At 55.8% G+C, this 12,907-nt stretch carries 7 protein-coding genes and 1 tRNA gene; 3 read left to right on the top strand and 5 right to left on the bottom strand.

Translation table 11 applies throughout. The annotated features are described in order from the left end of the window. The first annotated feature begins 56 nt into the window (after positions 1-56). Together yacG and RID42_00860 are read left to right on the top strand one after the other, a co-directional pair. The gene (gene yacG, locus RID42_00865; GenBank protein ID MEQ8246208.1) at positions 57-257 is read left to right on the top strand and encodes a DNA gyrase inhibitor YacG; all 201 of its coding nucleotides are present in this window, start codon (positions 57-59) and stop codon (positions 255-257) included. Between the two features lie 154 nt (positions 258-411). Further along, positions 412-487: transfer RNA gene (locus RID42_00860), tRNA-Phe, on the top strand. 132 nt (positions 488-619) lie between these two features. On the opposite strand, the gene RID42_00855 is transcribed toward RID42_00860, so the two are convergent. From RID42_00855 to RID42_00835, 5 genes are read right to left on the bottom strand one after another with little or no spacing between them, the layout of a single operon-like run. Beyond that, positions 620-1,162, bottom strand: a complete 543-nt coding sequence (locus RID42_00855; protein ID MEQ8246207.1) for a GIY-YIG nuclease family protein — start codon at positions 1,160-1,162, stop codon at positions 620-622. An 8-nt stretch (positions 1,163-1,170) separates the two neighbouring features. Then, positions 1,171-3,084: a DUF1998 domain-containing protein gene (locus RID42_00850; GenBank protein MEQ8246206.1), complete on the bottom strand. Its 1,914-nt coding sequence runs from the start codon at positions 3,082-3,084 to the stop codon at positions 1,171-1,173. Next, the gene (locus RID42_00845; protein MEQ8246205.1) at positions 3,085-6,459 is read right to left on the bottom strand and encodes a helicase-related protein; all 3,375 of its coding nucleotides are present in this window, start codon (positions 6,457-6,459) and stop codon (positions 3,085-3,087) included. A 9-nt stretch (positions 6,460-6,468) separates the two neighbouring features. Then, the gene (locus RID42_00840) at positions 6,469-8,193 is read right to left on the bottom strand and encodes an NERD domain-containing protein (GenBank protein ID MEQ8246204.1); all 1,725 of its coding nucleotides are present in this window, start codon (positions 8,191-8,193) and stop codon (positions 6,469-6,471) included. Further along, positions 8,190-11,519, bottom strand: coding sequence for a DUF1232 domain-containing protein (locus RID42_00835; GenBank protein MEQ8246203.1), 3,330 nt, complete (start codon positions 11,517-11,519; stop codon positions 8,190-8,192). Before RID42_00835 ends, RID42_00840 begins: the two co-directional genes overlap by 4 nt. Positions 11,520-11,827: 308 nt before the next feature. On the opposite strand from RID42_00835, the gene RID42_00830 reads away from it, so the two are divergent. Then, positions 11,828-12,904, top strand: coding sequence for a DNA cytosine methyltransferase (locus RID42_00830; GenBank protein MEQ8246202.1), 1,077 nt, complete (start codon positions 11,828-11,830; stop codon positions 12,902-12,904). Positions 12,905-12,907: the final 3 nt, after the last annotated feature.

The following is a 12,907-nucleotide window of genomic DNA, read 5'->3' as shown; positions in this document are numbered from 1 at the left end:
CGTCGCGCGCACCACGGATAAGGTGTGCGTCCCAGCGTCACGACCATGAGCGCACGATGGCACGAACGACCTCCCACAGCGCCTGTCCGATTTGTCGCAAACCGGTAGCGCAAGCCTACCGCCCGTTTTGCTCGAAACGCTGCGCCGATGTGGACCTGGGGCGCTGGCTCGGCGGGCGCTACGCGATCCCGGCGGAAGAGCCGCTGAGCGAGGCCGACCTCGAGGCGGTCGTTTCCAACGACAACGCGCCCGACTGACGGGCCCGGCGATAGCGCCCTGGGATCGCAGCGCCGTGGGGCGCGGCCCGCTGGACACCCCCATAGGCATCTTTTATAAGGCGGCAGCCCCGCCGCGCACCGCGACGACGCGCGACGGACCGGCCCCCATCGTCTTAGGTGGCCGGCCCCATGGGCCCAGGTAGCTCAGTTGGTAGAGCAGCGGACTGAAAATCCGCGTGTCGCTGGTTCGATCCCGGCCCTGGGCACCATTATTTCAATGGGTTAGAGGAAACTCGATTCGAGGCTCTTCTCCAGGTAAGCGTGGGGTAAGCAGCGCAGGCCTAGTTTCGCGACGTTTGACGGATGGATCGCGATCGGTAGCTGGCGGGCTTCAGGTTGGTTCACGAGGGCTTGCTGGAGGTTGCTCTATTCGCTTTCCACAGCTGTCGCACCATGTCGTCAACGCCGGGCCCAATGTTTTCGACATCGTGGTACTGCAGATATTGTTCCACGTTCTCTCCAAAACGACCGCCTTGCCGGTTGTGAGGGGGCTCGGCTGAAGCGATGAGTATTGCTTCAATATGATTCAAAACCTCGTTGATCGCTGGCTTCACCGTCTTCTTCTCAACTTTCAAGGTGCAGTCTTGATTCACCTTGCGGATCCCGAACCACGAGAAGCGTTCCCAACGGTCGGCAAGTTGATCAGATCTATGTTGCTTCAAGCGCAAGAAAAGGCGTTGCCGTTCGCCTGAGCCAGCTTGACCGACATATACGAGCTCAAAAGACGAGTCATAGAGAACGTAGATTCCCTGCTGATCGCGAAAGTCAACGACATCTCCGGTTTGTTCTGAGGTGTAAAGGCCCTTTAGGTGGCCGCGCCGCTTGCCTCTACCCCAAAAAATCCGATCTCGTCGCCAAAACAGTCCATAGTTTTGGACAAGCATGGCATCCCCTATTGTTTCCCTGCGGAAAGCTCATGGAAGTATCCCATCTCGGGATAACTTGGAGTTCCAACGACTGCGCCTCGGTCCAGGAGCAGGTTCCCTTCTTCACAGCTGGTCTCGGGTAGCAATCCGCATGCGTGACATGCCGCAAGATTGAGGCTCGACACGCCTTGGCCGTTACTATCGATGCATAGTGGATCAGACGAACAGATGCTTGCGTTGATCAAGGCCGCGCGTACCGTTTGCTCAAGTCGTCCAGGCTCAGCTTCTCGTACGAGGCCACCCAACGAGCCCTCCGAATCGCCGCTGGCGGTGTAAATCAGGACCCCGTGCATCGGAGTCGCTTCGTCGGAAGATACGTACAGTCGCTCGCGGAGACTACTTGCGTCGTAGCCCGATTCGAAGGCGAGTTGCCTGATCAACAAGTGTGAGAAGGTGTGAATCAGGAGCAGTTTAGGGTCTATGATCCGCGGCTCGAGGTTTCGATTTTGCCTCACCCGCGCAAGCCTCTTGTTTAGCTCGCGAACCCGCGTCTGGATCGCGTCGTTTTTTTTCCAAGCCTCAACAGAAGCATCACTAAAAACCAAGAAGATGCCCTCCCCGCGTACTTCGAATGCCGGTAGCCAGTTTTTGGGCTCACGCGAAAGAGCGGCTGGGCTGCAGTCGTTGGCTTCAGGCGGCACTAACCGCGTAAAGCCTGTAAGCACTCGGGTCTCACGAAGTTTAGTTACCTGAACGACACGGTCGAAGTAGTTCTTGAACCAGTCCGCGTAGAGATCGACCTCAAAGATTTCCTTGTCAAAATCCCGGCGCTCTTGTCTCGGCGGCCGGGACCCCAGGTAAGCCGCGTACTCGTCATGTCGATAGCGGTTCTCATCTACTAGACCAGTTTCTTCGTTCTCCGCTGACTTTCCTTGAATACGCTCTTCAACGGCCCGAACGAAAACGTCCGGGTCAATCCCAAAATTACGTGCTTTTGCCTGAAGGCTGTTCACATGGACACGCCCATTTACGATTGGGAGGGCCTCTATCTCTGACCATACGTCAGGGCGATCGAGTACCTGCTGTACATAGCTGGAGTATGGAGGGATTAGTATCGAGCTGGAAACGTCGGCAAAGTACGCGTTTGAGGCGCCGCGCTGAATGGTTTGTGGCACATGTTGGCATCCGTTGACGCCAGCATTTGGTCCGAGCCAAGGGCGTTCTCCGGGACACTCTGAGCCGAAGCACTCCCTTAAGACATCGCGGCTAAATGCTCGCGCCATGGAGTTTCGCGATTTGCATTTGCGACACTGGATAACAACCCCCGCTAAACCAGCGGCTGGCGTGGAATAGATGTAGAGTTCGTTCGGCGCTGCTCCACACGTCTGGTCGCCATTGAGGTGTGCCCAGGCGTGCCAGGGAAAATCCATGATGTGCCCATTCTCGCATGCGGCTACGAACCGCACTGGGGCAAGATGCGGTCTTCGGCTTGGATACAGTTCGGCGCAGGTCTTGCCGTCACCTTCAATCCGTCGATGCGGATTCGAACATCGAAGAGTCTTGTCCCTAGTCGGGGCGTTCCAAGGAATGCGGGCCATTACCCGACAGCGCGGGCAGAAATGCCAATTGGGGAAGCGGACAAATGGCATGAAGTCCGTTCCTGGCTTCCGTGGTTTGCCGATCCCAAATTCAGGCGCTTCAGCAGGCGACAAAAAGAATTCGATACGACGGCCGAGCTCCCCAGACAGCCTTCTAGCGAGACGCCCATCAACAATTTGGGTGGATGTAGCGATTGCCGCGCGAGATTCTCCATCGTGTATCTCATAGGGCCATGCGTCCAAGCCAGCCGTCATGAGCGACTCATCGGAAAAGTCGACGATGGCCCCAACGCCAAAAGGGACCACACCCTGAGACTGTCGAAATTGATCTCTACCAGCCATCTACGCTTCTCCTTCTTGGCTGGGTTCTGGGTACGTGTTGAGCACTCGTCCCTCGCAGGTACCATCGACGTTTCTCATCGATGTCATTAGAGGCCATGAAGCGCGTTGGAAAACTGGATCGCGGTCTTCCCCAAATGGGAAGGCGAGTGTAGTTGTCGATACTGTTCCGGCCATGGCGCCGAATTCGTTCGGCTGGAACTGCTTCCACTCGTTTAGCCACCCAAGCAGTTCGGCCTCAGCGTCGCTTGCCTCCCCTTCGTCGATGTCTTCGACTCTCTTAATGATGTAGTCGATCTCGCGCGCAACCTTTTCCGCCTGTCTGTCTATCAGGTCCGGTTTTTCTACATCGGCCATTAGTCGGGAAAGCGCGATAAGGACGCCCCTCATGCCCCTATCCCTTGCTTGGGGCGAGAACGGCGTCACGCTGGTTGGTTCGACGTACTTGTAGATGCTCTGGTGATAGGCCACGAACCTTTCGTAGTGACTTCGATCGCGGCTCTTGGTTTGGGTATAGACAGTGAGGACAAGGCCCGGATATCTGCGGCCGACGCGACTAGTGGCCTGAATGTACTCAGAACTGCTCTTGGGCTGCCCGGACATGCAGATAAGCCCAAGGCGAGGTACGTCTACACCCACGGCGATCATGTTCGTGGCCAGCAAGACATCGACCGGCCGCTGCCCCTTCAGGTCAGCATTCCATGGCTGGCTTAGTTGATCGAGGATTGCCGGAATTTCGTCTGCCGTTCGCCGGCTGGTCATTTCAACCACCTCGAGCCGCTTCCTTCGCTTGTCCGCGGAAATCCTTCGGCGATGGCACAGCCCTTTCAGGTGCTCGGGGATGTCACCCGTGCATAACGTTGCGGCGTGCCCCAGTTCACGAAGTGAGCTGAAATACCAAACAAGGGTGCCGTAAGGGTCGGAAAGCTCAGTGCTGCCCGTTTCTGGTTGCTCGCAGGCACTCTGCAGAAGGGGGGAGCACGCCCGGACGAGCGCAGTTTGGTGTGACTTTACGCCGGTCCCCATAAAGCCGACGTAGAGGCGGCCTGGAGCCGTCGTGTCTTCAAGAGCGAAGTAGGAGTCTCCGGCGCGAATTCCTTGAGGGGGGAATTCGAATGTCTCTCGATCGTAGAGACTTTCGCACTGCTCTCTTGCGCGCCTAATGGTTGCAGTCGAAGCAACGACTTTGTGTGTGTAGCCGTCCCGCGAACACAGTCGGTCGATAGCCGTCTCATACAGACCGACAATGGTTCCTAGTGGGCCAGAAATAAGATGTAGTTCATCCTGGATAACCAGTACGGGTGGTCGCGCTCCATCGAAGGCGCCGAAGAGGCGACCCGTTCGTGGTTCCCAAGCGATCTGTGCAAATTTGTCGACGGTGCCGATAACAAGGGTCGGCATTTTCTCATAGATATCGTCGTCTATGACGTAGACAGGAAGCCTGTGTTCCTCCGCCGAAAAGCGGCAACGATGATCGGGACATTTGAAGCCGACTGATTTTTCGCCTCCAGGCATCCGAAAGTCATAGTAGCCAAGTCCTTGTTGACCCACATAGGGCGTTCCGCACCACGGACACTTAAGTACTTGGAATGGGTTCTCGGCGTTGCGATCTCTTTGCAACGCTTTCAGCTTGGCTCGGGCGTCAGCCCTTCGATTCGGAGACAGGCTTTGTCCGACCCAAAGCCCGATGGAGATTTCCTCAGAGCCAAGTTCGGCATCCAGCGCTCGTTCTCGGCGTAGGACATCAAGGCAAAGGATCAAGGCTGTAGCACGCTGAAATTGTTGCGCCGTCAATAACCTCAAGGTGTAGCGCATAAGTGCGACGACACCTTTGCCTCGTCCCTCCAGTCGCTCAAAACAAATCGTAAAGGCTGCGAGGCCCAGATAAGCTTCTGTCTTACCGCCGCCCGTAGGGAACCAAATGAGGTCGACCAGCTTGCGATCAGGATCATTCGCGTCCGTCATGCCGGCCACGTTCATAAGAACAAACGCAAGCTGAAAGGGTCGCCACTTTGGATCCCGATCCGGCAATGAATCGTACGAGGGCGAAAGTTCGGGGAATTCAGAGTTGTTGGGCCTGCCACTAATTGAGGTGTGATATTGCTGCATGAGCATTGCGCGATTCATCAAGCGAAATGCCAGGAAGGCAGATTCATTTTGACTAAGAACTTCGATACCTCTCTCGACCCGTGAGAGGCAATTTCGACATTCTGTGAGATGCTTTTCCGCCGTGACGCGTAGACGATTGGGCAATCGCTCAGCATCCTGCTCTCGGAGGTGAATCCAAGCCCGATAATCATCGGACAGGGCTCTAAGCCCACCAAAAATCTCTTGTCGGTCGCAGTCGTGGCCCGAAAGTTTCGACATGGAAAGGAGCAATGCTGTGGTGGAGACGCTCTCTTCTCTGGGGACGATCGGTTTGATCTCGTAGCTCGGAAGTGCAGCGGTGAGAATCTTGTTTGTTCTTCCGCTTTCGGACAAAGCATCATCCCTTGTCCAGTCGCCGGCGCAGCCGTGACCCAATGCGAAGGCTCGGCGGTGTCGATACAGCAATTCCATTGAAGAAAGCTCATCGTCCGACGTGTTTCCAACTTCCAAATCGATAGGCAGAAAGATCGATTTGTTGTCAGCATCTGTTATCGACAGTTGGACCTGGTAGAAGGCGTCGTCAAATCTCGGGGTCGGGGCGTCTCCTCTTTTTTCGTTCACTGCCATGACAGATATCAGCATGACTCCGTCGACTCTGGGGCGCACGGTTACCCGTACGGTCAAGTCGCCCCCTAAGCCGGGAACTACAATCGGATCCAACGACAATGTCCTTGCCGCATCTGGTATTTTGACGGCCAGCGGAATGTCGTGATGAATTCGGCGAAAACCTGTCTTGGTTCGGCTCGTTGGCTGTTGGCTTCCGTCGCTGCTGGTTAGCCCAGCTCGAGGGTTTGGTTCCTCGTATGACTCGGCGACATAGGTGCCGAATGAAGCTCTCACCTCAAGATGAGCGGCTTCCTTGATCCGAAACGAGACGCCGACGGCGGATGGGCTGAACTCATTCGACAGGTTCAGAGCTTCTTGCTCGGTCGTGTCAGGATCGGTTTGAGTCCCCCGTTGGGATGTCTGTACCTCGCTTTCGTTGAGGTCGCCGAACTCACTTGAATCATCCGCTTCTTCCTCGCCCTCAGCAATGTCCGACCCTTCGATTTCATTCTGAATAGTCTTTTGGGGGAAAAGGATGCCGGTGGAATACTGCTGCAGAGGTGAAATCTGTAGCAATTCCGTTTTGCGGTCATCGGCATCGTGAGGTTGGGGGCCGAAGACTTCATTCCGAAGGTCTTCGAGCATAGCCTGCCGAAAGCTCTCGTGGTTTTCAAAGCGTCCCATAGCGTCCCCTTAGTCGGCGGCTAGTCCAATTTTTTCCAGCACATCGTTGCTGAGTACAGCGAACAGCTTTGTGGTCGCTCTTGTCATGCCCACATATATCGTCGCGTGAGCCCACGTTGCATCGCTTCCAAGCCAGGGCACGTCGGTTAGGATGATTATGTCGGCTTCCAAACCCTTGAACGATGCAACACTGGAAAGTCCAATTTTTTCCGATACCTGATCTTCAACCCTCGCAATAGGCATGCTTGAGAAACTCGAAAGATTCGCAAGGGAAGAGTCCTCCACGCGGCAGCCTGTTAGGATCGCGACCCGATCAGGCTCAATTCCTGACCTCAAGATCTCAGCTAGAAGCGCCCGGAGTTTCCGAAGCTGTTCCTCTGGAGTGCGATAACTCACGTACTCCACTCGGTCGCCCGTGACTCGGCGGCATTGCGGCGGATCGCTGTCCAAGATGCGGTAGAGTTCGGCGATAAGGGGGCGAGGATTCCGAAAGTTCTCCGTCAGGGAAAAGATTGCAGGAGTCGTGCCTGAAAGGTGCTTTCTGACCGCATCGTTGAAATTGTTGTAAATCTTGGCCTGGAGGCCGGGGTCATAGGTGAGTAACCACCTCCCATTCTCCAGTCCGCCAGCCAACAGCAAATCAAGTGCGTTCATCGTCGGTACGTCGAGGACGTCTTGCCCCTCATCGATGATCAAGAAATCAAACTGTGGCCACTCGTCCTCTTCCATGAGGATCGTGGCAGCGTCTTCAACTAGGTATTGGTAGGTGTCCCGAAGTTTCTCGGAGTTCTCTTGTGAATGAGCCGCACCTAATTGTCCTGCGAGGCCAGCCTTCTTGATGAGATCGGTGATAAGTCGGTAGGCTGATTCAACCTCCACTCCAGATCCTTTAAGTTGGGCCCGAACACGCCTCGCCAGGTTCTTGTTAAAGCATGTGAAGAGAACCTTGCGTCCGTCGTTCGCTGCGCGTCGCGCGGCCTCTAGGGCAATTAGTGTCTTTCCTGTACCAGCTGCTCCTTCGCACATGATGCGGCTATTGCTGTTCAGGGCGAAATCGAGAATTCGATATTGCTCGGTGCTGAGGGAGATAAGTTCTTGGCGGCTGTCGTGAACGGCCCCACGAAGTGATGGGACAAGGTCAAAGTCTCCTCGGAGACACTCGACGATCTGCTGTACCTTCGCCGGGCCCAATCGGCTGGGTTGTTTGCGCCCGAGTTCCCCTAGTCGTTTGCGGTAGTGGTCCTCAAGTCGCCCTACGTACTCCGCAAACGGCTTTGGCACGTCGCGCTGGTCAAAGATCACGTTGGTGGACCACTCTGGATCCTTCTCGTCGAAGACGATGTCAGGAAAAACCACCCCCCAGCCTAGGAGACATTCGCGGCGAGCCGCTATGCCCGTTCGGCTCGTGATCTCATCCGCCAACGGCCATATCGCCGATTCCGACTGCTTGAATGGACCTTCAAGGGACTCGTACTGCTTGCCTGGCCATCCGATCGTCCACTTCCCCTGGTAACGACTGACGTGACCTCCTTTTACCTCGAGGCAAAAGAGGCCCGCGGGGCCGACCAGTACAAAATCTGCCTCCGAGTACGCTTTCCTCTCATGCCGGGCCAGGCCCAGCGAATGGAGGCAGTAGTAATCGTCCAGCCCAGGCGAATTCGCGACAAGCTGAAAGACTCTCTCCTCGCTCTTTGTTGTGCCGGGTCGGCAAGAGCGGGGGAGCATCACGGTCATTGGAGCGGGTGATCTTCTTGAGTTGGAGGCGTGTCCGACAAGCGCTGCACCAGTCCTACGCGATCAAGTGAAACGCGGTGGATGCCGCCCATGGCAACTACTCGGTGAAGGCCGTAGACGGCGGTAGCTTCTCCTATCCGCAGGGCAATACTGTCGCCGAAAAGATCAAATTCGCCCGTAGCGAAGTCCTGAATTAGTGACCGCGCGGCGTCGCTACGGGCCCGATACATTAGGTCCACTGCCGACAGCACGTTCTCGTGGTTGTCCTTTAGCTCCGCGTCGTTCAGAAAATCTGACAACAGCGGAATAACGCGTTTCCAGTTCCTTGGTGCGATGGTTCCGGTGTTGTCTTGCGCCCATAACCGAATCGTTCCTTCGGTACGTCCTTCACCATTCTCGGCAAGATGGATCGATAGCTGCTTCGGCAACGAAGAATCGCGTTCGAGACACCTGTTCAAAGCCCTCTTCCAAAGAGAGCTGAGGGCTCGTGTGCCCACAGGATCCGGTAAGAACGCATCGGCCTTGAGGTCGATCAGATCCCTGGTGCCGGACTTGGGAAAAGCGAGGCGTGCTCCCTGAGCGAGGTCTCGTACTTTCCGAAGGCTGGCGCTGCCCAACCCGTTCTCGGCTTCGTCGAAGCCTGAAAGGTCGATCACTTCTCCATTAGGGAAGAGGAACGTAAAGCAGCCGCGCTCCAATATGACTAGTTCCGCCTCGACGTTCTGTCTTTCTACGCCACCAGAGCGGGCTGCGTGTTCTCTCACGGCCTCAATCGTTCGCGCCTCAAGTACATCCAGTATCGGCACGTCATTTTCGCTCACTCCTTCGGCAATCGTTTGCCCTCGCTCCCTTCGACGGGGCGGCTTCTTCTGCCAAAGGGTCTTCTTCCCTCTTCTTGTGTGGGCAGCTGCAGAGGCGGCTTTGCTCAACTGCCTCTCGGTTTGTTCCAACAGCCTGTGTGCCCAACGCTCGGCTGCGCCAATGGCTCTCTCGTTCCAACGTTGTTCAAATGGAAAGAAAACAAAGTCTAGGTGGCTCGCATAACGGTTGTAGTACAGGTCACGGGCTGTGTTCCGGTCGATCCAGCCCGGCACAATCAGTCGTTCGAGCGGAGCGTTCAGTCTGACTTCGTCAAGCGAGAGCCATTTCGTGTTAGATGGTGCGTCGCCTACCTCGGCAAGCTTTTGGTAGGTCCGAGCGGCCCGATGTGTTGAACACAACACGGCGCTTACGCCCCGAGCGGGCGCGTTTTCGATCAGTCTGCGAATGATCCCATCTTTGCCCCGATGAAGCAGGTCGTTCTCGCCGAGAATCTCATCAAATTCCTTGGCCAGGGGTGTGTACGGTGCAAGGGATTTGCAGAAGGACCGTATCCGCGCGACGTCTTCTTCGGCACCGTCGATGTGTCCGTCGGCCGCCACCGGTGAGGACAGCATCTTCTTAGCCAAAGCCCATACTTCAGCTAAGAGACTTTGAACCTCAGGGGCAAATTTTCCTTCTTGTCGAAATTCCTCCATGCGATTGAAGAGTTTCTCGAGAGAGCGATTTGGGACGAGGTGCACCTCTTCTTTTGCAAGGGTGAAGAGGCCCTGACGTTCGAAAAACCGTCGAATTGTTGAAAACTTCGTTGAGGCGGCAGCGCTTGATGCGGGCGGAAACGGAACGTCTACATCGGTTTCTTCGAGGAACCGAATGTCTAGGTTCGCTTCCCTTTGCAGTTGCTGGATTGCTTCTCGGTCTTTCAACTCAGCGACGACGCAGAATGGCGCGACCAGGTTCTCGCTTGTCAGCGCTGACACTAAATCAAACGATGTCCGGGCCCCATCACACACGATGCTCCAGCTTGCAATGCCGTCTGGTGGGTTCCGCACCAGATCCACAACTGCAGAGCTGTCGGCGCAGCAATAGATAAGCGGAGCACTGGTGCTTGTCCCCATAGGCGAGACCTTTCCGACGTCGTCTACACGAACAAAGTTGATAAGGGCTGTCGCTTTGTGACCCAGCGGCTCCATCTCGCGGATGAAGTGGTCGAGACGATTGCGTTGGGTGAGTAGAAAGATCGCGGAGTTTGGTCTGACGTATCGCGAGCGACCAAGTTCATGAGCCAACACAGACGGTCGTCTGTTCTTTTCCCATGACTGAATCTCATTTCCCTTCGAGAGGGACTTATGCGGTGTGTTGGCTGCCGTTGAGTTGTATCGAAGCGTGTCGTCGTGAAGATGAATGCTTCCTCTTTGCGCTACTTGGACGCGGTGGCGACGGCGTCGTCCCAGTTCCGCAGGCTGCAGATAGATCGCCTTGAAGCGATCGACTTCGTCGCCGACGAAAATAGATTGCCCGGCAGCATATTCCGGTGGCTGAGTTGAGCTTGCTTCACGAAGCAAGTGAATTGCAGCATAAAAAGCCAGAAGAATAGGCAGTGGTCCAGCCTCTCTCAGCACCAGAACCGGCTCATTTCCTTTTTCAAAAAGGCTCGAGAGCCCGGCGCTTATGACGTGCTGGCCGTATCGACCGATATCGAAGTCGCCAGCCTCATCCCTGAAAAAAATAGTCTCTACGAACGGCCATTGTGCAAGCTTGCTTTCGAGGATTGAGAGCCATCCGGTTTCCCCGCGAACGGTGGCGTAAGCCCATTCGACCACGTAGAGGTCATCGAGAAGTCCGAGTATCCCTAGATCGTCGGGGACGACATCCTGTTCCTCGGCCAAATAAAGTAGGGCGGCCAGGGCAGTCCGCCGCTTGCTGGCATCAGGTGTTTGAGCGGTCTCAAAAAGGTAGTCTATTTTTTGTTCGATGGACCTCAAGAAGCTGTCGTCCCGGGCTCTAGACAGATGACTCATCTGGTCTTGGATTTGAGTTCGTAGATGATCGAGATCATATACTGACGCATCGAGGTGCCGGCTCAACGCCTCTTCGATTCGATCAATCTCCGACTCGGATAGGAAATTGAGGTCGGAAACAGCGCCAATCTCCGCGGACAAGCGTTCAGTCGCTTGAGCCAATACCCAGTTGACCTCGTCAGCTGGGAAGTCAGCCCTCGTTTCGAGACATTTGGACAAGAAGAGGAGGGCGCCGCCTGCAACAGCCGCAACTTCGGCCGAGTAATCGGCGTACATGCGATATTGGGATGCAACCCACAGCCACCGGCGGATCTGCTTGCCCTGCAAGCGCTCGTCGGCTGCTGTCTTCTCGACGCAGTCAGAGATGAGCGCCAAGACGTCGCGCCGGGCTTCGCCGGCGGCAGCTGCGACGCGACCCATCTCCATCAATTCTGCTTCGAGCTTCTCGATCCGAACAGACGACGGATATCGATATGGTGTCCCCATGCCGCACCTTGGGGGTCAACGTCATACCGCAGCGTCGTTTCGCGAAACCTGCGGTTGCCGAGTTTGTAAAAGAAGCGTCTCTCCAGTACCAAGTCTGACACAGACTTCGAAACTCGCGCAAGGCGTGAGTACTACGAGCCGAGGCTGTGTAATACTGCGGTAGCGTACCGATCAATTTTCGGGGGTCGCGACTTGAGGTTGCGACAATCTTCGTTCCGGGTGAGAATCGGGGGCTTTTTTTGCGCGTAGGGGGCGGTTTCTAAATGGCATACCGGGAAAGCGCGCGGGCAGCTGAGCCGGTCGCACGCATGAATGATCTGCCGGATGAGGATGGGAAGCCCCTTACTTGCGTCGACTTGTTCTCGGGTGCTGGCGGATTCTCCCTCGCTGCTCGGCAACTAGGTTTGCACGTAAGGGCTGCTGTCGAGAGCGATCCGTGGGCCTGCAAAACCTACCATCGCAATCTCATCAAAGGGCGACGAAACCTTGTTCCGAAGCTGTATGAGGAAGACATCCAGGAGCTCGATCCGAAAAATATTTTAGAAGAAGTATTCTCTGACGGAGCGGAGTGCGATCTCGTCCTTGGTGGTCCTCCGTGCCAAGGCTTCTCCGTTCATCGTATTAACGATGCGGGCAAAGATGATGAGCGGAACGGTCTGATCCACCGGTATTTCGACTACGTACGTGTTCTCCGTCCCAAAGTTTTTGTGATGGAAAACGTCCCAGGGATACTTTGGCCGCGACACTCGGAATACTTGGACGCATTCAAACGCGAGGCGCTTCTCGCAGATTACGCGGTATTAGATGCTGCGGTGTTGGATGCGCGAGACTACGGCGTTCCCCAGAAAAGGAAGCGCGTCTTTATTGTAGGAGTTAGGGAGGGAGTTTCGTTTCCGCTAGCATGGAGTCCCCCTGCCACCCACTCCAAAGCCGCCGGGAAGGGCCTAAAGGCTTGGTCATGTGCGTCAGTAGCGTTCTGCCGAGCACCAAAGGGGGATTCCAACAACAAACACATGCAGCACTCGGCTGATTTGGTGGCGATTTTTGAGGCGACTCCAAAGAATGGCGGGAGCCGTAGTCAATCTGGCAGGCGTTTGCCCTGCCACGAAGAACATGATGGCCACAAAGACGTCTATGGTCGGATAGACCCGCGGAAGCCGGGACCTACTATGACAACAGCTTGTGTGAACCCTTCGAAGGGCCGCTTCGTCCACCCCACACAAAACCACGGTATTACCGTCCGGCAAGCGGCTCGTCTTCAGTCATTTCCCGATAGCTATGTCTTTGAAGGAGGGCTAATGGCCGCGGCGAAGCAGGTGGGCAACGCTGTCCCCGTACTGCTCGGAAAGGCAGTTCTTCGGGCCGTGTCCAGGCACCTTTCTTAGGTG

The organism is Alphaproteobacteria bacterium (assembly GCA_040216735.1).
Taxonomy (GTDB): domain Bacteria; phylum Pseudomonadota; class Alphaproteobacteria; order SHVP01; family SHVP01; genus CALJDF01.
The sequence above is the reverse complement of the archived record's forward strand: the minus strand, read 5'-3'. Positions and strand labels throughout refer to the sequence as shown.

Excerpts from the sequence above, each read along its gene's own strand:
- RID42_00850 (MEQ8246206.1), bottom strand. The coding sequence starts at position 3,084 with ATGGCTGGTAGAGATCAATTTCGACAGTCTCAGGGTGTGGTCCCTTTT.
- RID42_00830 (MEQ8246202.1), top strand. The coding sequence starts at position 11,828 with ATGAATGATCTGCCGGATGAGGATGGGAAGCCCCTTACTTGCGTCGAC.
- RID42_00835 (MEQ8246203.1), bottom strand. The coding sequence starts at position 11,519 with ATGGGGACACCATATCGATATCCGTCGTCTGTTCGGATCGAGAAGCTC.
- yacG (MEQ8246208.1), top strand. The coding sequence starts at position 57 with ATGGCACGAACGACCTCCCACAGCGCCTGTCCGATTTGTCGCAAACCG.
- RID42_00845 (MEQ8246205.1), bottom strand. The coding sequence starts at position 6,459 with ATGGGACGCTTTGAAAACCACGAGAGCTTTCGGCAGGCTATGCTCGAA.
- RID42_00840 (MEQ8246204.1), bottom strand. The coding sequence starts at position 8,193 with ATGACCGTGATGCTCCCCCGCTCTTGCCGACCCGGCACAACAAAGAGC.
- RID42_00855 (MEQ8246207.1), bottom strand. The coding sequence starts at position 1,162 with ATGCTTGTCCAAAACTATGGACTGTTTTGGCGACGAGATCGGATTTTT.